The organism is Pseudomonas sp. G5001 (genome assembly GCF_013385475.1).
GTDB lineage: Bacteria > Pseudomonadota > Gammaproteobacteria > Pseudomonadales > Pseudomonadaceae > Aquipseudomonas.
On the sequence record NZ_JACAPZ010000035.1, the window covers coordinates 166,617 to 187,036 of the forward strand.

Genomic DNA, 20,420 nt, shown 5'->3' on the forward strand with positions numbered 1-20,420 from the left:
AGTCTCAGTTTTGCCCGGCGTCGAGCCCGGCCTTCAAAACAACAAAAACCCAGGAGACCCCGATGCCTTCAACCGACCTCAGCCATACCTTCAAAGGCCAATACTTTGTCGTCACCGGCAGCACCCAGGGATTGGGGGCTGCCGTCGCCCATACCCTGGCGCGGCGCGGTGCTGCCGGCCTGATCATCTGCGGACGCCGTCCGGACCAGGGCCAGGAGCAAGTACGGCAGTTGGCAGCGCTCGATTGCCGCGCGGTGTTTGTCCAGGCGGACCTGGAACAGATTGGCGACTGCCGCGCCGTGATCGAGGCGGCCCGTGCCCACTTCGGCACCCTCCACGGGCTGATCAACTGCGCCGGGATGTCGGATCGCGGCACCATTCTCGACACCTCCCCTGAACTGTTTGACCGACTGTTTGCGGTCAATGTGAGGGCGCCGTTTTTCCTGATGCAGGAAGCCTTGAAGCTGATGATCAGCCAGAGGGTTGAAGGTGCAGTGGTCAATATCCAGAGTGTCACCGGCCACGGCGGGCAATCGTTCTTGAGTGCCTACGCGGCGTCCAAGGGCGCTCTCGCGATTCTGACCAAAAACGTGGCGTTCAGCGCCCTGCGCAACCGGATTCGGGTCAACGGCTTGAACATCGGCTGGATGGACACACCGCACGAGGATGAAATCCAGCGGCACTACCACGGTGCCGGGGATGCCTGGTTGGAAGCCGCCGAAGCCGCACAGCCCTTCGGCCGCCTGCTCAAACCTGAAGAGGTGGCCCGGAGCGTGGCATTTCTATTGTCACGCGAGTCGGGAATGATGACCGGCACGGTGATCGACCTGGAGCAAGGCGTCATCGGCTGTGGCGACGGCGGCACCCCACGCCCCGATCAGGCCTTGAGCCTGGTGGAGGGTGCGTGATGCCTGCCTTTGTCAGCGCCGATGCGGTGCAACTGGAAGATTTTCACTCGATCTGTGCCCAGCAGGCTGCTGCCGAGGACTACCCGCACTGCGCCGAAGTGTGCAGCAACATCCCGATCTATCAGGCCCAGGCACTGCGCAACGGCGATCGTCACGCCGTGCTGGACGAACTGCATCGCCTGTTCAGCCAGGGGCCGGGAGTGATGGTGGTGCGCCAGGGCTACGCCGACCTGGACGTGGTCGACCGTCACAGCCAGGTATTCGAAGCGATCTTTGCCCAAGAGGCTGCGCAAGGTGTGGCCGCCGACCACTTCGCCAAGGCCGGCAGTAACGGACGTATCTGGAACTCATTACAGAAGGCCGCACTGCAGTCGCCGGCATCCTTTGTCGAATATTACGCCAACCCACTGCTGGGGTTGATCGCACAAGCCTGGCTCGGCCCGGGCTACCAAGTCACGGCCCAGGTCAACGTGGTGCACCCCGGTGGCCAAGCCCAGCAACCGCACCGTGATTATCACCTCGGGTTCCAGACCATCGACGTGGTGGAGCGCTTTCCGTTGCCCCTGCACACGCTGTCCCAATACCTCACGCTGCAAGGGGCCGTGGCCCACAGCGACATGCCCCTGGAAACCGGCCCGACCCAACTGCTGCCGTTTTCCCAGCAATACCCACTGGGCTACCTGGCCTGGAGGCGCACTGAATTCATCGAGTACTTCCAGCAGCATGCCGTGCAATTGCCGCTGAACAAAGGTGACCTGCTGTTCTTCAACCCGGCCCTGTTTCACGCCGCTGGCACCAATCGCACACCGGACCGCCGGCGCATGGCCAACCTGCTGCAAATCTCCTCGGCGTTCGGCAAAACGATGGAGGCTGTGGACCGCGACCGGATGATGCTGGCGCTGTACCCCTGCCTGTTGGAGCGCCTGGCGGACAACGTCATGGATGGCGAGGCGCTGCACGCGGTGATCGCCTGCACCGCCGATGGCTATTCCTTTCCCACCAACCTGGATACCGACCCACCCTTACAGGGCCTGGCTCCGCAAACCGGGCAGCAACTGATGTTGCAGGCACTGAACGAACGCTGGCCCTGCGAGACCTTTGCCGAACGCGTTGCGCAACTACACGCCAAACGCCAAGGCTGAGGAATGTTTTCAACGTCTTTCAAAACAACAAAAAAACGGACTGACACCATGAAAAAACAGCTGCTGACCTTGCTCCTGACCCTCATCGTTACCCCGCTAGCCCTCGCCGAGACACGCATCGGCGTCAGCATCGCCCAGGTGGACGACGTGTTCCTCGCCCAGATGCGTGACTACATGGCGACCCACGCCAGGGACCTCACCGACGTGACCCTGCAATTCGAAGACGCCCAAGGCGATGTGGTGCGCCAACTGAACCAGGTGCAGAGTTTTTCTGCCCAAGGCATGGACGCGATTATCGTCAACGCGGTCGACACCGCCGCCACCCAGAAAATGACTGTGAATGCCCAGCAGGCGGGTATCCCGCTGGTGTACGTCAACCGTCGCCCGGACATCGCCGGCTTACCGGCCGGGGTGGGTTATGTCGGCTCGGACGAGATCAAAGCGGGCGAGATTCAGATGCGCTATCTCGCGGAAAAAATGAACGGCAAGGGCAACCTCGCAATCATGCTCGGCTTGCTCTCTAACAACGCCACCCACAACCGCACACAGGGCGTGAAAAACGTACTGAAGGATTACCCCAACATCCATATCGTCGAAGAACAAAGCGCCGACTGGCAGCGCAGCAAGGCCATGGACCTGATGAACAACTGGATCGTCTCGGGCAAGAAAATCGACGCCGTGGCGGCCAATGCCGATGAAATGGCTATCGGTGCCGCGATGGCGATTACCCAGGCCGGTATGCACCCTGGCAAGGACATCCTGGTGGGCGGCAGCGACGGCGGCCCCGCCGGCCTGGATGCGATCAAGAAAGATCTATTGGTAGTCACGGCCTATCAGGACAACAAGGGCCAGGCCGTCGGCTCGATTGACCTGGCGCTGAAGATGATCAGGAAGCAGCCCTACACGGCGGAGCTGACCATTCCCTATCAACAGATCACCAAGGACAACTATCAGGCCTTTCTCACCCCTTGATTGTTATCAGCCCAGCGCCAAGCAGACCGGCCAGCCCCGACAAACAGAGCACTCCCAATCCATAAGCGAGGGTGCGCCAGGGCTGGCGGCCGCTCAGATACATCACCGTATGCATCACACGGGCAGCGGTGAACAGACAGAACAACCCCGCGGTAGCGGTGCCTGGCGTTTCCATCGCCAGGCACAGGCCACCCAAAATGAAGAACAACGGAATATTTTCCAGATCATTGGCCCAAGCCTTTTCGGCCCGGGAGACTTGCGGTAACTCCTGGGGATTCGCATCGCGATGGAAGAAAGCTGCATCCTCGTGGTTAGTGAATGCACGGAATCTGAGTCGAAAGAAACCCTGGTAACAGGAGATCGCCAGCATCTTCATGAACAGCACCAGTACGCACAACGCATAAACCTCCATCACCGGCCCCCTGAAGGTTCGCGGAACCCGTTGACCACGATATACAGCAGCGGACCGATGGATACGAAAACCGCCGTTACCAGTAAATAGGGCAACACCGACGCCAGGGATTTGCCCCTGGCCCGCGCATCCCGGTACATCCATACGCCCGCCAAGGCCGCCATCAGATACAAGTCAATCACCACCTGGGCAGTATCCGGCCTCGATATCAATTCACGTCCGAACGCCATGAGCGATTGTTCGGCGATCAGCATCGTGATCAATGTGTACAGGGCAAAAGCCAACAGCCCGGCCAGGGCAATCCAGGGTCTGCGCATGTTCTCCTCCTTGGAGACAACGGTTCGGGAAGCTGCACATTAGTGATAACGTCGTTCCCCTCTCAATGACCTCGAAGGTCATCGACACCACCGACCCGCACGGCCAGAGTCAACCCATGAGCAGCCAACCTTTCCCCCGCGCCAACCCCGACACTACCGCCGGCACGCAACTGCGCGTGCTGCGTCGGCACGCCAGATTGAGCCAGCTGGAACTGGCGCTGATCACCGGGGTTTCCCAACGCCACCTGAGCTGCATCGAGACCGGGCGCGCCAAGCCGAGCCCGGGCACCTTGCATAATTTGCTGATGGCGCTGGAGGTTCCGCTGGAGCAATGCAACAGCGTGTTCCTCGCTGCCGGCTTCGCCCCGCGCTATGAGGCAACCCCGCTCTCCTCGCCCTCCATGGAGGCTATTCGCGAGGCAATCAGCCATGTGCTGCACGCGAACAATCCTGCACCGGCGATCGTGCTGGGCAGCCACTGGGAAGTGCTCGCCGCCAACGCCAGTACCCAGGTGCTGTTCGAGCTGGTGGGGATCAAACCGGAGGCGGCTGATGGGCTGAATTTGCTGGTCACCCTGCTACAGCCTGGCGGCCTGGGTGATCATTTGATCAACGCTGACGAAATCCGCACCATCGCCTGGCAACGGGCGACGCGCGAGGCGTTGGGCAACTCCGAACTTGCCAGGCTTCTGGACAGCCTGCCGGCCCCGCAAAGTACCGAAGCCTTGGTCAATGAACCGCCGCCACTGGTGCTGACACGCGTCAACTCCCGTGAAGGTGAGCTGAACTTCATGTCGACCTTCACCACCTTCGGCATGCCTCAGGACATCACGGTAACGTCGTTGCGCATCGAGCATTTGATTCCGGCGGATGCGCAGACGTGGCAGGTGATGACCGCGGCGTATGAGCGGTCATTGGTGAGGTAGAAAGCCGCGGCGGGGCCATTAGTTATTTGTCGTATTTTGCCCGCCATAGCTATTGGCGCGGCTCTTGGAGGAGGAGCCGTTGCTGTATTGGGTGTCTTGCCCGCCGTAGCTATTGGAGCGGCTCTTGGCTGAGGTGCCGTCGCTGTATTGAGTGTCTTGCCCACCATAGCTGTTGGAACGGGTCTTGGCCGAGGTGCCGTCGCCGTATTGGATATCCTGCCCGCCATAACTATTGGAGCGGCTCTTGGAGGAAGTACCATCGCTGTATTGGGTGTCTTGCCCACCGTAGCTATTGGCGCGACTCTTGGAAGAGGTGCCATTGTCGTATTCGCAATCGGACCCACCATAACTGTTCGCCCTGCACGTCTCGGCAACCGCTTGGTAAAGCGGCGCAGCCAACAAAACCGTGCCCAGCAAAACGACCTTAAGCTTCATGTTAATTCCTTGCAGAGGTGGCGATACGCTATTACAGACTGGAAATTCTGAACTTAGTTTCCAGCGTTCTGAAATGCGCTCGCGCGAGCCGACGTGGCAACCCTTTGCCAGCCCCGGCAACTCCTGGCCTGCGCCCTGCCCCGGCAATACCACCCAGCCCGCGCCGCACAAGGCATGCAGCACATGGCCCGGGTTTTGCTCTGTTGCTGCTACCAATAAGGGAGCGGCACCATGATAGGAAGCACGACAAGTCTGTTAGCGCTGGGACAGAAGACTTTTACACAATCCATGGAAAACGGCACCCTGCGGGCCGGGAGGATTGAAGTCACCAACGCCACGCCCGAGATCAAGACCAAGCTGGAAGCCAGCTATCAGGAGCAAGTGCGCTCGACCGCGCAAACCGTTGCCACCGCCAGGGCCAACCCTTCATGGGCGACCTTCGACGATAAAGGCAACGCCGTCGAACTGCCCGATGTTCAGTCACTCAGCAAAAGCGACGCCACCCATGTGGCCAACGGTCTTCAGTACCTGCTCGATATCGGGCGCCTGGACGGCAAGACTGTCACCGCGAAAAATGGCGACCAGTCGACCGATAACATCGCGGTCTACAAAGACTGGCTCCAGGCCCACATCGGCGTTGATGTACAGGCCTGAGACGGTTCACACCATCGGCACGGCAATCAGCAAGATCGCCGTGCCATGGGTGGCCGTCGCCGCCACCACACCGTAGCGCATCCGCACCAGCCCGCAGGCCACGCCTTCAATCAGGGTAAAGGCCAACACTGGCCAGCCCAGTTGCGTCACGCTCAACGCCAGAAATGAATGGCACGCGGCGAACGCCAACCCGCTGAGCAACGCCGCACGCAGCGGCGTAACGTGCTGTTCGAGATAGCCCTGCAGGAAGCCGCGAAACAGCACCTCTTCCAGCGCATTGGCGCAGTAGGCAAGCACCAGCATGCCCATCAGCCAGGCCCAGTAAACCGGCTCAATGCCTTGATACAGCCGCAATGGCAGGCCGATCAGACACCCGGCCCCGAGGCCCAGCGCCAGGCCCGCCCAACGATTTCCCTTGAACAGCACCGTCAGTTGCCACAACTCCGGTGCCAGGCGCGCGAGCAGTGCAATCAGCCCAAGGGATAACCCGCCCAGCGCGGCCAGCACCCACGGGTTGGCCGTGAACTCGATCTGCACCTCGCGGCTCAGCGACCACATGCCCAGTGGCGTCATCGCATCGCGCATCAGCACAAAGGCCAGCAGCAGGATAACGATGCGCAAGCCCGGCAATGTTTTCGGCGTGAGACCGAACCACAGGCCAAACAGGATCAGTCCCGGGAGCAGGTAGATTCCATAGTGGACCAGTACCGCAAACGCCTCGGCGATCACCCGGTTTCAGTCCCGTGCCACGGCGATCATGTCGATTTCCACGGCCGCGCCCTTGGGCAATTGCAGCACGCCCACCGAGGTGCGTGTATGGGATCCTGCGGCCCCCAGGATCTCGTTCAACAGGTCCGACGCACCGTTGGCCACTTCGCTTTGCTGGTCGAAGTCATCCGCGCTGCGCACGTACACATTGATCTTGAGGATCGCCTTGACCTGGTCCAGCGAACCCAGCGCCTGCTTGAGCAACCCCAGGCAACGCAGTGCGCTGACGCCCGCGGCAATCTGTGCGTCGGCCAGGCTGAGGCTTTCGCCGACCTTGCCGGGCAACACGATGGCGTCACCCACCCGCGGAATCTGGCCGCTGATGTAGACGTGATTGCCGTCCCTCAGCAGCGGCGTGTAGTTGCCGCCGATCTTGAACTCGTTGAGTTGGTAACCCAGGCGCACCATAGCCGCCGCGTATTTTTGATCCGGTGTCATTTTTTTGTTTTCCTCAGTCGTTGCGAATCCACGCCATGAAGTCGCCGGCCACAGCATAGCCATGTGCCATTTCCACGGGAAGTGCCGACCGCTATTTCGCAAGTGATACGACAACTAATACTGGCAAACAGCGCTTATCTTCTAGCCAAGAACAAATTTCACTTTCCTTGATCCCGGTAAATACGGCATGGTTGTACGACGACTTAAAAACACAGCCCGAGTCGTCCCGGTACCCACAACAACAAGGAAACACCCATGCAAAACGTCAAGGTTCTGATTGGTTTTCTGTGCCTGTTCAGCGGTTACGCGGCCGCCGCGCCTGCCGCAAGTGACAAGGATGTAGCCGCTGCGGTCGATCATCTGACCCAGGCCATGCTGCACAAGGACATCCCGCAACTGCAGGCCCTCACCGCGAACAACCTCACCTACGGCCATTCCAGCGGCAAGGTCCAGAACAAGCAGGAATTTATCGCCGACATTGAAACCGGCAGAAGTGGTTTCAAGACCCTGGAAATGCAGAAACAGACCATCACCCTCAATGGCGACACCGCCCTGGTGCGCAACCACTTTTCCGCGCAGGCGGTGAACAGTGGCGTCGAGGTGCCCACCGAAATTGAAAACTTCCAGGTCTGGCAGAAGCAGAAAGGCAAATGGCTGCTGATCGGGCGCCAGGCCTACAAGTTCTGAGTCCCGCCTGGATCGTTCCCACGCTCTGCGTGGGAATGCATCCGGTGACGCTCTGCGTCACTATCGCGCAAATCTACAGCGGGACGCGGAGCGTCCAAGGCGGCGTTCCCACGCAGAGCGTGGGAACGATCCGGCCCCCTAGCACGCCTCCACCGCCCAGCGCACTTTCACCAACGCCTCGCGCAGCACCTCCCGGTCCACCGACCCCAGCGCCACACGCAAGGCATGGGGCACGTGGGCCGAAACGGCAAACGGCTCGGCGGTGGACACCGAGATATTTTCCCGTGCCAGCGCCATGGTGATCTGATCGGCGCGGGCATCTTCCGGCAACGGCAACCACAAGAAATACGAAGACGGATGGCGGATAACATTCAAGCCCGCCAACACCTCATCGGCCACCGCCTGGCGCGCCTGGGCGTCCTTACGTTTTTGCGCTTCAAGCTGCAGCACCGTGCCGTCGTCGATCCACGCGGCAGCCACCGCAGTCATCACCCCCGGAGTGTTCCAGGTGGTGGCCATGACCGTACGTTCCAGCGCCGCCATCCACGGCAGCGGCGCAGCCACGTAACCCACCCGCAGGCCGGTGGCGACGCTCTTGGAAAGCCCCGACACATACACCGTGCGTTCCGGTGCCAGTTCGGCCACGGGCGGTGGCGCGTCCTCGGCTAAAAACGCGTAGGCAGCATCCTCGATCAGGATCAGGTCATGCCGACGGGCAATCGCCACGAGGTGCTCGCGCTGCTCTATGCTCATCACCCAGCCCAACGGGTTATGCAGGGTCGGCATGCTGTACACGGCGCGTACCGGGCGCCGGGCGCAGAGTTGTTCAAGAAAGGCCAAGTCGGGGCCCGTCGCGGTCACCGGGATCGCGACGATTTCCAGGTGCAGCGTCTCGGCCAACACCTTGAACCCGGAATAGGTCAGCGCATCCACCGCCACCACATCGCCGGGCTTGAGCAGCGACATCATGGTCACCGCCAGCCCATGCTGGGCACCGCTGACGATCAGCACCTGCTCGGCCTGCACCGTCAACCCACGACTCAGCAGATGACGCGCCACCGCTGCCCGCTCATGCAGCCGACCGGCGTGAGGCTGATAGCGCAGCAGCGCCGCCAGGTCGCCGGACAACGCCAACTGGCGCAATGCGGTGCGCAGCAGGTCGGTCTGGCCCGGCAGCGACGGGTAGTTGAAGTTGAGATCGATCATGCCCGCCGCCACCGCGATCTGGCCGACGCCCTGCCCCGGCGACAACGCGATTTCCCGCACAAAGGTTCCGCGCCCGGTTTCACCACTGACCAGGCCCATGGCCTCCAGCTCGGTGTACACCCGGCTGGCCGTGACCAGCGCCAGGCCATGGCTGGCGGCCAACTGGCGGTGCGTCGGCAACCGGGTGCCCGCCGCCAGCGCGCCCGAACGGATATCCCTGGCGAAGGTGTCCACCAATGTCTTGTAGCGGGCGCGGGGCATAGGCGATGTATCCATGACAATTCTTTGATTGTCTTGATAGTGAATCATAGGATGCGCAGGACGCAACTTATCCCTATCGAGCCCTACACCCATGGAACGAACCACCCACCTCAACACCCGGGAAAACAACGCCAGCGGCTGGATCAACGGTTTGATCGGCGTGGTGATCTTCAGCGGCTCGCTGCCGGCCACGCGCCTGGCGGTGCTGGAGTTCGATCCGGTATTCCTGACCGTCGCCCGCGCCACCATCGCCGCCCTGCTCGGCCTGTGCCTGCTGTGGCTGTTCAAGGAAAAAACCCCGGCCCGCAGTCAGTTGCTGCCCCTGGCAATCGTCGCGCTGGGCGTGGTGATCGGCTTTCCTTTGCTCACCGCACTGGCCTTGCAGTACGTCACCAGTGCCCATTCCATCGTATTTGTCGGCCTGCTGCCGTTAGCCACTGCGGTCTTCGGCGTATGGCGCGGCGGCGAGCGGCCCAAGTTGGTGTTCTGGCTGTTTTCGATCCTGGGCAGCCTGCTGGTGGTGGGCTACGCGGTTGCCCAGGGCCTGAGCGCTGCGCCCGCCGGGGATTTGCTGATGCTGTTGGCAATCCTGGTGTGCGGCCTCGGTTATGCCGAAGGGGCCAGGCTCTCACGCACCCTGGGTGGCTGGCAGGTGATCTGCTGGGCGCTGGTGATCGCGCTGCCGATTGTGGCCCCGCTGACGGCGATCCTCGCCCCGGGCACTTTCGTGAGCATCAGCCTGCCGGCCTGGCTGAGCCTGGCCTATGTGTCGCTGTTCAGCATGCTGATCGGGTTTGTGTTCTGGTACCGCGGGCTGGCCCAGGGCGGCATTGCCGCCGTCGGGCAATTGCAGTTGCTGCAACCGTTTTTCGGCCTGGCACTGGCGGCCACGCTGCTGCATGAGCAGGTGAGCCTGGGCATGCTGGGGGTGACCGTCGCGGTGATTGCGTGTGTGGCGGGGGCCAAGAAGTTCGCCCGCTGACCATCAGCGTTCAGGCGCAACCATCTTGAACTTGATGACAATCGCATTGGACACCACGCTGTCCGCCCACTCCCCCGCGCCGATCCTGAAGTCATCGCGCTTGAGCACGAATTCGCCGTCGAACACGCCAATGCCGCTCTGCTCCTTGAGGGCCACCTTGACCTCCACCGGCCGGGTCTGGCCCTTGAGGGTCAGGTTGCCGCTGAACAGGTAACGGTTGTCGCCCAGGTCAGTGATGTGGGTCGAGGTGAAGGTGCCCACCGGGTAGGTGGTCATGTCGAACCAGCCGGGCTTGGGCAGCTCGGTGTTGGCGTCGTCGCTGCCGGCATTGATGCTCGGCAGCTGGATGGTCAGTACGGTGCTGGCGGCAGCCGGGTTTTGCGTGTCGAAATTCAGGGTCGCCGAATAGGTGCCAAACGTGCCGTACACCTCTTGGCCCATCTGGTCATAGGTGAAGCTGATGGTGCTGGCCGTCGGATTCACGTCGGTGTATTCCACGGCGTACGCGTTGGACAAGGTGGCGAAGGCAAGGAAGACCGCTGGCAATCGAGATTTCATGGGATTCTCAACCGGGAATGAACACGCTGTGCACTGCTAACAGCGTAGGCGCTGGATTTATTCACGCGCCTGGCATTAGGCTCGTGCCTCGACGGAACTCAAACAACAAGGAGCCACGATGCCCGCGCTTTCCCTGCAAGACACCACCGCCCCCGAAGGCGTCTGTTATGGCTGCGGCAGCAGCAACCCCCACGGGCTGCACATCAAGAGCCGCTGGGACGCCGACGGCATCCACGTGATCGCCGAGCACCAGCCCGACGCCCGATACAGCGGCTGGCCAGACCTGGTCTATGGCGGCTTGATCGCGATGCTGGTGGACTGCCACTCGAACTGGACCGCCATGGCCTACCACTACCGGGCCGAGCAACGCGAACCCGGCAGCCTGCCGCGTATCGACTGCGTCACCGGCAACCTGGGAATCAAATTCATCAAGCCGACACCCATGGGCGTGCCGCTGACCTTGCGCGCAAAAGTCGAAGGTGACGTGGGGCGCAAAAGCCGCGTGGTGTGCGAGGTGTACGCCGATGGCGTGCTGACGGCGATTGGCGATTCGGTCTTCGTACGGGTCGACACCGGGCAACTGGCCGCCGCGGCCCATGGCCGGGAAGCCTGATACTGGTCTACATTCAGTCCCACCGCTAATCGAGGACGCTACCGATGACTCGTCTGACCGCCAAAGACTTCGCCCCTGAACTGCTGGAGCTTTACGACGGCTACGCCCACGGCAAGATCAACCGCCGGGAATTTCTCGACCGCGCAGCACTGTTCACCTTCGGCGGGCTGACGGCCTCCGCCCTGCTCGCCGCCCTGAGCCCCAACTACGCCCTGGCCGAGCAGGTGAAATTCACCGACCCGGATATCGTCGCCGACTACATCACCTACCCGTCACCCAAGGGCAACGGCACGGTGCGCGGCTACCTGGTGCGCCCGGCCAAGGCCAGCGGCAAGGTGCCGGCGGTGGTGGTGGTGCATGAAAACCGGGGGTTGAACCCGTATATCGAAGACGTCGCCCGTCGGTTGGCCAAGGCCGGATTCATTGCCCTGGCGCCGGATGGCCTGACCTCGGTGGGTGGCTATCCCGGCAATGATGAGAAAGGTGTGGAGTTGCAACAGAAAGTCGATCCCGAGAAGCTGATGAACGACTTTTTCGCGGCCATCGAATGGTTGATGCACCACGATGCAAGCACCGGCAAGGTGGGCATTACCGGGTTCTGTTATGGCGGCGGCGTGACGAATGCGGCGGCCGTGGCTTATCCGGAGCTGGGTGCGGCGGTGTCGTTTTATGGGCGCCAGCCGGAAGCCAAGGATGTGCCACGGATCAAGGCACCGATCATGTTGCATTACGGTGAGCTGGATACGCGGATCAATGAGGGCTGGCCGGCGTATGAGAAAGCGTTGAAGGCGGCCGGCACGACCTATGAGGCGTTTATCTACAAGGGCGCCAATCACGGCTTCCACAACGATTCGACGCCGAGGTATGACGAGGCGGCGGCGAATCTGGCGTGGGAGCGGACGTTGGGCTGGTTCAAGAAATACCTGGTGTAACCCGCCCTCCAAAACACCACCCAACTCATGTGGGAGCGGGCTTGCTCGCGAACGCGGTGTGTCAGTCAGCAGATGTTTGACTGATCCACCGCTTTCGCGAGCAAGCCCGCTCCCACAGGGGACTTTCAGCGTTCTTGAGCTCAGTGCTCCAGCGCATACCGCCGGCAATGATTCAAATACCCTTCCTCATGGCTCCCCACCAACTGCACCACACTGGTCCACAGCCACGAAGGCGCATCCAGTTGCCTGGAGCGATTCTCTTGCAACAGCGCCATCCAATCCTTGCGCGTATCCCGGTCCATCTGCCGCGCATGGGCTACGCCGACCACCCGCGCCAGGTACCCGGCCGCGTGCATCGCATCAATCTCGCTCAGCTCATCCAACTCCAGCTTCATGTCCTGGGGCAGCAGTTCGCGGATGAAAAACCCGTGATCCAGAAACCGCGTGGCCAACATTCGCTCCCCCAACGCCGGTGACAGGTGCCGCGCACCCTCCACCACCCGCCGGCCGTTATCCCGAGGCATTTTTGCCCGGGCCGCACGCGGCGCCGCAGCGCCTACCGCTTCCTTGATGTCGAGCAGGCAGTATTCCTGATCAGACTTGTCCCCTACTCCCAGCAACACCGCATAACGCAGCAATCCAAGGGAGCTGCAACCCTTGACCCAATAGGCCGAGTCCAGCAGCTCAACCTCGGCGTCGTTGGAGCGGCCTTTGAGCGAAGTCACCAGCCGGTGGATTTCATCCGACGCGCACAACGTTTCAAGGGCGGACTTTTCTGCCCGCGACAACGACCAGAAATGCTTGCCCAATGGAATTGTCGGCCGGGTGTTTTCAATACGTTCGCGGGCCAGATTCTTCCAGGTGCGCTCCACCGCACTGCGCATCCCGGACTTGACCTGGGACGGGCGCGGTGGTGCCTCGTCGGGCTTGTCTTTAAACGCCTGCGCGTAGCCCACCATCATCTCTTCAAGCATGCGCGCGGTGGTCACCCCCGGCAGGTCCGAACCCCGCGCAGCGGTGGCCAGGGACAAGGCCAGGCGCACCAGGTCATGGGCCGGATTGCCGATCACCGCCTGGTCAAGGTCACGGATATGCATGTCGATCCGGCCCTTGGTATCGCCCGTGGGCCCAAGGTTACCGGCGTGGCAGTCGCCGCAGATCCAGATCGCCGGCCCGTGGGGCAAGCGCCGGCCGCGCTGGCTGTGCAGCCACTCGTAAAACTGAACCGTACTGCCCCGCACATAGGCGTGGGCGGAGCGCGCCATCTTCAGGTTGCGCAGTTGCGTGAGGTGGGGCATTCGCGAAGAGGGACGCGGAATTTTCATAGAAGTACTCGTCGTGGAGATACGGTAGAGGCTGGCCCGCGACAAATGTTTCATTTTGTTTCAGAGGATTCTATTAATAAGCCACGCCAATCAATCCCACTGCAATCGGTCTTTCTATTCCTCCCGTCTCCGGGACTAGCATCGGGTCAACTCGATGCAGCGAGTCACAACCCTAACTGCACACATCCCCAAACACTGCCGCCCTAACAAAAGAGATAACGCAGATGAATGAAGTGATGAACACCGCACCCGCCAAGATCAACCTGGTCAAGGCCCGAGGCTCGCTGGTATGGGACGATCAGGGCAAGGAATACATCGACTGTACCGCCCAGGCCTGGTCGAACAATTTGGGGGCCAATGACCCCCGGGTGGTGGAAGCCGCCGTTGCGCAATTGCGCGAAATGACTCACATCCGCCCCAACTTTGGCTCACCGGCCCACACCCGGCTGGTGAAGAAGCTGTGGGAAGTCTCCCCGGGCGCCCTCAACCAGATGGGCTTTGCCCTGCATGGCAGCCTCGCCGGTGAAATGGCGATGAAACTGGCTTTCAAGAACCGCCCCGGCGCACAGAACCTGCTGGTGCTGCAGGACGGCTACCACGGCCGCTCCCTGGCCACCCTCGGCGCCAGTTGGCCGCACCCGAACAATCCGTTCCTGGCGATCCAGCCACGTTTCACCCGCGTCCCCCACCCCAACCCGTACCGCACGCGCCTGGGCATGGACCCGGAAACCGAGTCGCAGCTGTGCCTTGGCCTGCTGGAAGAAACCATCCTCAAGGGCGTCGACGGTGGCGTGGCAGCAGTGATGATGGAACCGATCCAGGGCAATGGCGGGCATATCGAGTTCCCCCGCTCCTACTACAAAGGCGTGCGCGAGATCTGCGACCGCCTCGGCGTGCTGCTGATTTTTGATGAAGTGCAGACCGGTTTCGGGCGCATGGGCACGATGTTCGCTGCGGACTATTACGACGTGCTGCCCGACATCATCGTGTTCGGCAAAGGCGTCGGCGGCGGCTTCCCGCTGGCCGGGATCCTCGCCGATGACAAGCTCAAGTGGTTCGACGAAGGTGAAGAAGCCCTGACCTTCGGCCACTTCCCGGTCTCGCTGGCCGCCGGCTACGCCACGGTGGAAGCGATCGTCGCCGACAACCTCTGCGAAAAAGCCCGCGACTCCGGCGACTACATCACCGCCCGCCTCAAGGACATGCAAACCCGCCACCCGCTGATCGGCGACGTGCGCTGCCCCGGGCTGATGGCGTCCATCGAGCTGGTCAAGGACCGCACCACCAAGGAACCGGCCTGCCGCGAATCCCAGGAGGTGTATCGCCTTGGGGTGGAGCGCGGCGTATTGTTTGGCGAAAGCCGCTACGCCGGGCTGGGTAACCTGATCAAGGTCAAGCCTCCGCTGGATATCGAACGCCCGTTGCTGGCCAAGGCCCTCGATGTGCTGGACGAGGTGATCGGCATCATCGAGGAGCAACGGCCATGAGCACATTCGTTGAAAACACCGTGACCGCCCCGCCGAATGCCCAGGCCCCGCTGTCCAGCGACGACGCCGACCTGGCCAGCCTCGGCTACGAGCAAAAGATGCACCGCACCATGAGTTCGTTCACCTCGTTTGCCCTGGCCTTTTCCATGGTCTCGATCAACACCGGGGTGGTCACGCTGTTCGCCGACCCGTTCAACCGCGTCGGCGGTATCGGCATCCTTTTGTGGCTGCTGGTGATCCCGCTGGTGTGCTGCATCGTCATGGTCTACTGCCACCTGGCCGGGCGCATTCCGCTTACCGGCTACGCCTACCAATGGTCCAGCCGGTTGGCGGGCAATCACTTCGGCTGGTTTACCGGCTGGGTCGCGTTCACCTCGTTTGTCGCCGGTACAGCCGCCACCTCGGCGGCCATCGGCACGGTGTTCGCGCCGGAGATCTGGGCCAGCCCGACACAGGGCCAGATCCAGGGCCTGAGCATCGGTGCCACGCTGGTGGTAGGCCTGCTGAACATCTGCGGGATTCGCCTGGCCACGCGGATCAACGACATCGGCGCGATCATCGAAATCATCGGCACGGTGCTGCTGGCGATTGCGTTGTTCTTCGGGGTGTTTTTCTTCTTCGAGCACACCCAGGGCGTGGCGATCCTGACCTCCGCACAACCGGTGAGCGGCGGCACCCTCAGCTTCACCACCCTCGCCCTCGCCACCTTGCTGCCGGTCTCGGTGCTGCTGGGCTGGGAGGGCGCCGCCGACCTGTCCGAAGAAACCAAGGACCCACGCCGCGCCGCGCCCCGGGCGATGATTCGTGCGGTGCTGGTGTCCAGTGTATTGGGCTTCGTGGTGTTCGCGTTGCTGAGCATTGCGATCCCGGGGTCGGTCAGCGAGCTGCTCAGCCACAGCGAAAACCCGGTGATCAATATCGTGCGCCTGCAACTGGGCAATGCCGCCGGCGTGGGCATGATCGTGATCGCCTTCGCCTCGATCCTCGCCTGCCTGATCGCCAACATGGCGGTGGCCACGCGCATGACCTTCGCCCTGTCCCGGGACAACATGCTGCCGGGCTCCAAGGTGCTGGCGAAGATCAACCCGCACTTCGGTACGCCGGTCGCCGCCATCGTGCTGATCACCGCCATCGCCGTGCTGCTGAACCTGGCGAGCGGCGGGTTTGTCACGGCGATCTACTCGATGGTCGGCCTGACCTACTACTGCACCTACCTGCTGACGCTGATTGCCGCGTACCTGGCCTATAAAAATGGCCGGATGCCGGGGGCGGCTGCGGGTGTGTTCAGCCTGGGCAAGTGGTTGTTGCCGATGATCGTCCTCGGCGGCCTGTGGGCCATCGCGGTGATCCTGACCCTGAGCGTGCCCGAAGAAAGCCACACCGGCGCCATCACCACCGGGGTTACACTCGGGGTCGGCGTGCTGTGGTGGTTGTTTTCGCTGCGCACGCGCCTTAACAATGGCACCGCCGGGCCGAGCGGCAAATTGCTCGACCACTAGCCGCTGATTGCAGCCAAACAACAAAACCCCGGGCGCCGGGGTTTTGTCTTGTCACCTCCAAGGAGCTTCCCGATGTTTGAACAGGCCAGCTGGCTCAATCAACCCCAGCAATGGAGCCGAGAAGGCCAGCGCCTCAAGGTGCGCACCGATGCCAGCACCGATTTCTGGCGAGAAACCCACTATGGTTTTGTGCGCGACAACGGGCATTTCCTGTTTGTTGAAACCGACGGCGACTTTACCGCCCAAGTCAAAATCCACAGTGAGTTTACCCACCTGTATGACCAGGCCGGGTTGATGGTGCGGGTGGATGAAGCCCATTGGGTGAAGATCGGTGCGGAACTGTCCGACGGTGTGACGCTGTTGAGCAGCGTATTGACCGATGGTGTGTCGGACTGGGCCACCGGTGTGTTCCCGGGTGATCCCGAGGCGTTCTGGATTCGCGCCACCGTGGCCAAGGGCGTGCTGCGCGTGCAGGTGTCGGTGGATGGTGTGAGCTGGCCATTGGTGCGCCTGGCGCCGTTCCCCGTGGCTGCGTCGTATCGGGTGGGGCCTTATTGCTGCACGCCGGAACGTGGCGGGCTGGAGGTGGAGTTTTCCGAGCTTCAGGTAAGTGCGCCCAACGGCAAATCCCTGCACGACCTGTCCTGACTAACCCCGGCTGCTCGCCACTTCCATTGCCAACTCGGCAAAGTTGCGCGCCGCCACACTCGGTTGTGGCGGCAAGGCGACCGCCACTTCACACATCGGCATATCGCTGATCACCGGGAAGGCCAGGCCGGGCCGTGCATAAAAACGTGCGGTGGACAGCGCGGTGATACTGATCCCGCGCTCCGACGCCACCGCCTGCAACTCGGTCTCCACCGTCGAAGCTTCATGGACGATCCGCGCCGGCTGGCCATCGCGGTACGCGTCGGCGGTCCAGAAACTGCGCCACACGCCCACTCCCGGTGCAGCAATGATCGGCTCATCCAGTACGTCGTAGATGCTCACGCTGCTCTCCCCGGCCAACCGGTGGCTGGACGCCAGGCACGCCACGCAGGGTTCGGTCACCAGGGTGTGCAACTCGATGTCCGGCAGGCCCAGTGGCGGGCGCAGCACCGACACGTCCATGCCCTCGTCGATCCCGGCATGGGGCGAGCCGAAGTCATACTCGCGCACCACCAGTTCGATCTCCGGGTAGCGCCTGGCGAACACGCTGAGGATTTGCGGCATCAAGTCCACACCCGCGCCGATCAGGAAGCCGATATTCAATGAGCCGCGTACGCCGCGTGCATGTTCGTGGGCGGTGCGTACCAGGCGGCTTACGCCATTGACGATTTCCCGCGCCTCTACCAGCAAGGCCAGGCCGGCTTCGGTCAGTGCCACGTTGCGGGTGTTGCGTTGGAACAGTTGTACGTCCAGCAGCGCCTCAAACTGGCGGATGGTCTGGGACAGCGCCGGTTGCGAGACATGCAGGCGGGTCGCGGCGCGCACGAAGCTGAGCTCCTCGGCCACCACCACGAAGGCCTTGAGTTGACGGATGTCTACGCCGGAAGTTTGCATTGCAGCCTCTTATGATCAATGGGCAGACCGAGTGGGAGAATAACCTGTGGCGAGGGAGCTTGCTCCCGCTGGGTTGCACAGCGCCCCTGAAACCATCCGCCGCGTTCTTGCTGAACTAACACCGTCGCTTCTTTGGGGCCGCTACGCAGCCCAGCGGGAGCAAGCTCCCTCGCCACAGCGTCGACCCAACCTCAGTGCATGACCACTTCACGCAACCAGGTCTTGAACGCCAGCATCGCCGGCGTCTCGGCCCGTGACTGCAAGCGCGTCAGCCAATAACTGCCGGTGGTGATGCCGATCTCGAAGGGCTGGCGAATCACGTCCGTCGCCAACTGCCGGCTGAACATCATCGCCGGCGCCAGGGCCACCCCCGCCCCTTGCAGCGCCGCCTCCATCATCGCCAGGGACGAGTCGAAAACGATACTGCGCGGCACCAGCGTGTCGGCTGGCAATCCCGCGGCCTGGAACCATTGCGTCCACTCATCCGCACGATATGAGCGCAGCAGCGTGTGCTTCAACAGGTCCGCCGGAGTCTGCAATTGCCGAGCAAGTTGCGGCACGCACAGCACCGTCAGCGGTGCCTCCAGCAATTGGCACGCCTCGGTGCCGTGCCACGCGCCGGAACCAAACCGGATTGCGTAATCCAGGCCTTCGGCCGCCACGTCGACGCGGTTGTTGTTGGTGGACAGGCGCAAGTCGATAAACGGGTAGCGCGCCTGGAAATCCGCAAGCCGCGGCAACAGCCAGCCCACTGCAAAGGTGCCCACCGCGCCTACCGTCAATACTTCGCGGTAATGCCCACCTTCAAACTGGCCTAAGGTTTGAGCTATCCGGTCGAAGGATTCGCGCAACACCGGCAGCAGGGTCTCGCCCTCGCTGGTGAGCATCAGGCCCCGGGGCAGGCGTTTGAACAGCGTGACATTGAGCTGCGCCTCCAGGCTTTTCACCTGGTGACTGACCGCCGCCTGGGTGACGCACAGTTCAATCGCCGCCCGGGTAAAACTCAAATGCCGCGCAGACGCCTCGAAGGCTCGCAGCGCGTTGAGTGGCAAATGGGAACGGAGCATGGCTTGACCCTAATTTTTCTAATGGCTGTTGCGAGATATCATCGTTTGCCGCGGGATCACAAACTGCCTAGATTTGCGGCGCCTGCGCAGGCAACGGTATTCACCCGATCACCTTCATGGAAGTCACGTCATCATGTACACATCCCTTTTTCCAACCGTGCGCAACACCGCGATATTCGCCTTATTGCTCGGCGCAGGCAACTGCATGGCGGCTACCGACATGCGCCAGGTCGTGGACAGTACGGTCCAGCCCCTGATGCAGCAACAGGACATCGCCGGCCTGTCGGTGGCGATCGTACAGAACGGCAAGGCGCAATACTTTAACTACGGCGTCGCCAGCAAGGAGAGCAAGCAGCCCGTCACCGAAAACACCCTGTTTGAAATCGGCTCGGTGAGCAAGACCTTCACCGCCACCCTTGCCGGCTATGCCCTGGCCAACGGCAAGCTGAAGCTGTCGGACCCGGCCAGCCAATACCTGCCGGCATTGCGCGGCGACACGTTTGACCACATCAGCCTGCTCAACCTCGGCACCTACACCGCAGGTGGCTTGCCCCTGCAATTCCCCGATGAGTCCGATAACGCCGGCAAGATGATCAGCTACTACCAGCACTGGAAACCGGACTTCGCTCCCGGCACCCAACGCCTGTATTCCAACCCGAGCATCGGCTTGTTCGGCCACCTGGCAGCGCAAAGCCTGGGCCAGCCGTTTGACCGGTTGATGGCGCAGACCCTGCTGCCGAAACTCGGCCTCAAGCACACCTTTATCAGCGTACCCAAGTCACAAATGAACCTGTACGCCCAGGGTTACGACAAGGCCGGCAAACCGGTGCGCGTCGGGCCTGGCGCCCTGGACGCCGAGGCCTACGGCATCAAGACCAGCACCTCGGACCTGATTCAGTACGTTGAAGTGAACATGCACCCGGCGAAGCTGGAGAAGCCGCTGCAACAGGCGATTGCCGCAACTCACACCGGCTACTACACGGTGGATGGCATGACCCAGGGCCTCGGCTGGGAGATGTACCCCTACCCAATCACGCTGGATGCATTGACCCAAGGCAACTCGGCACAAATGGCCTTTCAGCCCCACAAGGTCAACTGGCTGACACCACCGCAAGCGCCCCATGCCGACACGCTGGTGAACAAGACTGGCGCCACCAGTGGTTTTGGCGCCTATGTGGCGTACGTGCCGAGCAGAGGCCTGGGGGTGGTGATCCTGGCGAACAAGAACTACCCGAATGCCGAACGGGTAAAAGTGGCCCATGCGATCTTGAGTGCGATGGATAAATAAA

Annotated in this window: 23 protein-coding genes; 13 read left to right on the forward strand and 10 right to left on the reverse strand. The window is 62.0% G+C overall.

Annotation, left to right across the window (positions count from 1 at the left end):
- Positions 1–62: 62 nt before the first annotated feature.
- The 3 genes from HX805_RS25860 to HX805_RS25870 are packed head-to-tail and all read left to right on the forward strand — an operon-like array spanning position 63 to position 3,022.
- A complete protein-coding gene (locus HX805_RS25860) occupies positions 63–908 on the forward strand; it encodes an SDR family oxidoreductase (protein WP_003215109.1) in 846 nt (281 codons plus the stop codon).
- Complete coding sequence (locus HX805_RS25865) at positions 908–2,050, forward strand: phytanoyl-CoA dioxygenase family protein (RefSeq protein WP_177117421.1); 1,143 nt, start codon at positions 908–910, stop codon at positions 2,048–2,050. The genes HX805_RS25860 and HX805_RS25865 overlap by 1 nt, the downstream gene beginning before the upstream one ends.
- Before the next feature lie 48 nt (positions 2,051–2,098).
- Positions 2,099–3,022: a substrate-binding domain-containing protein gene (locus HX805_RS25870; RefSeq protein WP_177117422.1), complete on the forward strand. Its 924-nt coding sequence runs from the start codon at positions 2,099–2,101 to the stop codon at positions 3,020–3,022.
- Here HX805_RS25870 and HX805_RS25875 read toward each other — a convergent pair.
- Entirely contained in the window at positions 3,012–3,434 is a 423-nt protein-coding gene (locus HX805_RS25875) for an MAPEG family protein (protein WP_177117423.1), read from the reverse strand. The genes HX805_RS25870 and HX805_RS25875 overlap by 11 nt on opposite strands.
- Positions 3,434–3,751, reverse strand: a complete 318-nt coding sequence (locus HX805_RS25880; RefSeq protein ID WP_003215101.1) for a DUF2834 domain-containing protein — start codon at positions 3,749–3,751, stop codon at positions 3,434–3,436. The genes HX805_RS25875 and HX805_RS25880 overlap by 1 nt, the downstream gene beginning before the upstream one ends.
- A gap of 116 nt (positions 3,752–3,867) precedes the next feature.
- Here HX805_RS25880 and HX805_RS25885 point away from each other — a divergent pair, with 116 nt between their 5' ends.
- Positions 3,868–4,677 (forward strand): helix-turn-helix domain-containing protein, encoded by an 810-nt coding sequence (locus HX805_RS25885; RefSeq protein ID WP_174717786.1) that lies wholly within the window; start codon positions 3,868–3,870, stop codon positions 4,675–4,677.
- Positions 4,678–4,695: 18 nt separating this feature from the next.
- Here HX805_RS25885 and HX805_RS25890 read toward each other — a convergent pair whose 3' ends face one another.
- Complete coding sequence (locus HX805_RS25890; RefSeq protein ID WP_003215097.1) at positions 4,696–5,112, reverse strand: hypothetical protein; 417 nt, start codon at positions 5,110–5,112, stop codon at positions 4,696–4,698.
- Between the two features lie 288 nt (positions 5,113–5,400).
- Here HX805_RS25890 and HX805_RS25895 point away from each other — a divergent pair, with 288 nt between their 5' ends.
- The gene (locus HX805_RS25895) at positions 5,401–5,766 is read left to right on the forward strand and encodes a hypothetical protein (protein WP_003215095.1); all 366 of its coding nucleotides are present in this window, start codon (positions 5,401–5,403) and stop codon (positions 5,764–5,766) included.
- 6 nt (positions 5,767–5,772) lie between these two features.
- On the opposite strand, the gene HX805_RS25900 is transcribed toward HX805_RS25895, so the two are convergent.
- Together HX805_RS25900 and HX805_RS25905 are read right to left on the reverse strand one after the other, a co-directional pair.
- Positions 5,773–6,495, reverse strand: a complete 723-nt coding sequence (locus HX805_RS25900) for a CPBP family intramembrane glutamic endopeptidase (protein ID WP_087695013.1) — start codon at positions 6,493–6,495, stop codon at positions 5,773–5,775.
- A 6-nt stretch (positions 6,496–6,501) separates the two neighbouring features.
- Positions 6,502–6,972 (reverse strand): RidA family protein, encoded by a 471-nt coding sequence (locus HX805_RS25905; RefSeq protein WP_003215091.1) that lies wholly within the window; start codon positions 6,970–6,972, stop codon positions 6,502–6,504.
- Between the two features lie 255 nt (positions 6,973–7,227).
- On the opposite strand from HX805_RS25905, the gene HX805_RS25910 reads away from it, so the two are divergent.
- The gene (locus HX805_RS25910; RefSeq protein WP_003215089.1) at positions 7,228–7,659 is read left to right on the forward strand and encodes a nuclear transport factor 2 family protein; all 432 of its coding nucleotides are present in this window, start codon (positions 7,228–7,230) and stop codon (positions 7,657–7,659) included.
- 138 nt (positions 7,660–7,797) lie between these two features.
- On the opposite strand, the gene HX805_RS25915 is transcribed toward HX805_RS25910, so the two are convergent.
- A complete protein-coding gene (locus HX805_RS25915) occupies positions 7,798–9,126 on the reverse strand; it encodes a PLP-dependent aminotransferase family protein (RefSeq protein ID WP_177019846.1) in 1,329 nt (442 codons plus the stop codon).
- Positions 9,127–9,217: 91 nt separating this feature from the next.
- On the opposite strand from HX805_RS25915, the gene HX805_RS25920 reads away from it, so the two are divergent.
- Positions 9,218–10,108 carry a DMT family transporter gene (locus HX805_RS25920; protein WP_134326757.1) on the forward strand — a complete coding sequence of 297 codons (891 nt, stop codon included), beginning with the start codon at positions 9,218–9,220 and terminating at the stop codon, positions 10,106–10,108.
- 3 nt (positions 10,109–10,111) lie between these two features.
- On the opposite strand, the gene HX805_RS25925 is transcribed toward HX805_RS25920, so the two are convergent.
- Complete coding sequence (locus tag HX805_RS25925; RefSeq protein WP_102369216.1) at positions 10,112–10,666, reverse strand: YceI family protein; 555 nt, start codon at positions 10,664–10,666, stop codon at positions 10,112–10,114.
- A 118-nt stretch (positions 10,667–10,784) separates the two neighbouring features.
- Between HX805_RS25925 and HX805_RS25930 the strand changes: the two genes are divergently transcribed.
- Entirely contained in the window at positions 10,785–11,279 is a 495-nt protein-coding gene (locus tag HX805_RS25930) for a PaaI family thioesterase (protein ID WP_087695007.1), read from the forward strand.
- 44 nt (positions 11,280–11,323) lie between these two features.
- Positions 11,324–12,211, forward strand: coding sequence for a YghX family hydrolase (yghX, locus tag HX805_RS25935; protein WP_063029644.1), 888 nt, complete (start codon positions 11,324–11,326; stop codon positions 12,209–12,211).
- Between the two features lie 140 nt (positions 12,212–12,351).
- Here the strand turns inward: yghX and HX805_RS25940 are convergent, their stop codons facing one another.
- Positions 12,352–13,536, reverse strand: a complete 1,185-nt coding sequence (locus tag HX805_RS25940; protein WP_177050630.1) for a DUF2252 family protein — start codon at positions 13,534–13,536, stop codon at positions 12,352–12,354.
- A 224-nt stretch (positions 13,537–13,760) separates the two neighbouring features.
- Here HX805_RS25940 and HX805_RS25945 point away from each other — a divergent pair, with 224 nt between their 5' ends.
- From HX805_RS25945 to HX805_RS25955, 3 genes are all read left to right on the forward strand, one after another.
- Complete coding sequence (locus tag HX805_RS25945; protein WP_177117424.1) at positions 13,761–15,023, forward strand: aspartate aminotransferase family protein; 1,263 nt, start codon at positions 13,761–13,763, stop codon at positions 15,021–15,023.
- Complete coding sequence (locus tag HX805_RS25950; RefSeq protein WP_177117425.1) at positions 15,020–16,522, forward strand: APC family permease; 1,503 nt, start codon at positions 15,020–15,022, stop codon at positions 16,520–16,522. Before HX805_RS25945 ends, HX805_RS25950 begins: the two co-directional genes overlap by 4 nt.
- A gap of 72 nt (positions 16,523–16,594) precedes the next feature.
- The gene (locus HX805_RS25955) at positions 16,595–17,170 is read left to right on the forward strand and encodes a DUF1349 domain-containing protein (RefSeq protein ID WP_177117426.1); all 576 of its coding nucleotides are present in this window, start codon (positions 16,595–16,597) and stop codon (positions 17,168–17,170) included.
- Here HX805_RS25955 and HX805_RS25960 read toward each other — a convergent pair whose 3' ends face one another.
- Both HX805_RS25960 and HX805_RS25965 read right to left on the reverse strand, forming a co-directional pair.
- Positions 17,171–18,064 (reverse strand): LysR family transcriptional regulator, encoded by an 894-nt coding sequence (locus HX805_RS25960; RefSeq protein WP_087694998.1) that lies wholly within the window; start codon positions 18,062–18,064, stop codon positions 17,171–17,173.
- Positions 18,065–18,255: 191 nt separating this feature from the next.
- Positions 18,256–19,131 carry a LysR family transcriptional regulator gene (locus HX805_RS25965; RefSeq protein WP_177009468.1) on the reverse strand — a complete coding sequence of 292 codons (876 nt, stop codon included), beginning with the start codon at positions 19,129–19,131 and terminating at the stop codon, positions 18,256–18,258.
- A gap of 133 nt (positions 19,132–19,264) precedes the next feature.
- Here HX805_RS25965 and ampC point away from each other — a divergent pair, with 133 nt between their 5' ends.
- Positions 19,265–20,419 carry a class C beta-lactamase gene (gene ampC, locus HX805_RS25970; RefSeq protein ID WP_177117427.1) on the forward strand — a complete coding sequence of 385 codons (1,155 nt, stop codon included), beginning with the start codon at positions 19,265–19,267 and terminating at the stop codon, positions 20,417–20,419.
- Position 20,420 lies beyond the last annotated feature (1 nt).

Bases quoted from the DNA above. Each gene is read 5' to 3' on its own strand.
- HX805_RS25920 (WP_134326757.1), top strand. From the start codon at position 9,218: ATGGAACGAACCACCCACCTCAACACCCGGGAAAACAACGCCAGCGGC.
- HX805_RS25865 (WP_177117421.1), top strand. From the start codon at position 908: ATGCCTGCCTTTGTCAGCGCCGATGCGGTGCAACTGGAAGATTTTCAC.
- HX805_RS25875 (WP_177117423.1), bottom strand. From the start codon at position 3,434: ATGGAGGTTTATGCGTTGTGCGTACTGGTGCTGTTCATGAAGATGCTG.
- HX805_RS25950 (WP_177117425.1), top strand. From the start codon at position 15,020: ATGAGCACATTCGTTGAAAACACCGTGACCGCCCCGCCGAATGCCCAG.
- HX805_RS25885 (WP_174717786.1), top strand. From the start codon at position 3,868: ATGAGCAGCCAACCTTTCCCCCGCGCCAACCCCGACACTACCGCCGGC.
- HX805_RS25905 (WP_003215091.1), bottom strand. From the start codon at position 6,972: ATGACACCGGATCAAAAATACGCGGCGGCTATGGTGCGCCTGGGTTAC.
- HX805_RS25870 (WP_177117422.1), top strand. From the start codon at position 2,099: ATGAAAAAACAGCTGCTGACCTTGCTCCTGACCCTCATCGTTACCCCG.
- HX805_RS25955 (WP_177117426.1), top strand. From the start codon at position 16,595: ATGTTTGAACAGGCCAGCTGGCTCAATCAACCCCAGCAATGGAGCCGA.
- ampC (WP_177117427.1), top strand. From the start codon at position 19,265: ATGTACACATCCCTTTTTCCAACCGTGCGCAACACCGCGATATTCGCC.
- HX805_RS25890 (WP_003215097.1), bottom strand. From the start codon at position 5,112: ATGAAGCTTAAGGTCGTTTTGCTGGGCACGGTTTTGTTGGCTGCGCCG.
- HX805_RS25895 (WP_003215095.1), top strand. From the start codon at position 5,401: ATGGAAAACGGCACCCTGCGGGCCGGGAGGATTGAAGTCACCAACGCC.
- HX805_RS25930 (WP_087695007.1), top strand. From the start codon at position 10,785: ATGCCCGCGCTTTCCCTGCAAGACACCACCGCCCCCGAAGGCGTCTGT.
- HX805_RS25910 (WP_003215089.1), top strand. From the start codon at position 7,228: ATGCAAAACGTCAAGGTTCTGATTGGTTTTCTGTGCCTGTTCAGCGGT.
- HX805_RS25925 (WP_102369216.1), bottom strand. From the start codon at position 10,666: ATGAAATCTCGATTGCCAGCGGTCTTCCTTGCCTTCGCCACCTTGTCC.
- HX805_RS25915 (WP_177019846.1), bottom strand. From the start codon at position 9,126: ATGCCCCGCGCCCGCTACAAGACATTGGTGGACACCTTCGCCAGGGAT.
- HX805_RS25940 (WP_177050630.1), bottom strand. From the start codon at position 13,536: ATGAAAATTCCGCGTCCCTCTTCGCGAATGCCCCACCTCACGCAACTG.
- HX805_RS25860 (WP_003215109.1), top strand. From the start codon at position 63: ATGCCTTCAACCGACCTCAGCCATACCTTCAAAGGCCAATACTTTGTC.
- yghX (WP_063029644.1), top strand. From the start codon at position 11,324: ATGACTCGTCTGACCGCCAAAGACTTCGCCCCTGAACTGCTGGAGCTT.
- HX805_RS25960 (WP_087694998.1), bottom strand. From the start codon at position 18,064: ATGCAAACTTCCGGCGTAGACATCCGTCAACTCAAGGCCTTCGTGGTG.
- HX805_RS25945 (WP_177117424.1), top strand. From the start codon at position 13,761: ATGAATGAAGTGATGAACACCGCACCCGCCAAGATCAACCTGGTCAAG.
- HX805_RS25880 (WP_003215101.1), bottom strand. From the start codon at position 3,751: ATGCGCAGACCCTGGATTGCCCTGGCCGGGCTGTTGGCTTTTGCCCTG.
- HX805_RS25965 (WP_177009468.1), bottom strand. From the start codon at position 19,131: ATGCTCCGTTCCCATTTGCCACTCAACGCGCTGCGAGCCTTCGAGGCG.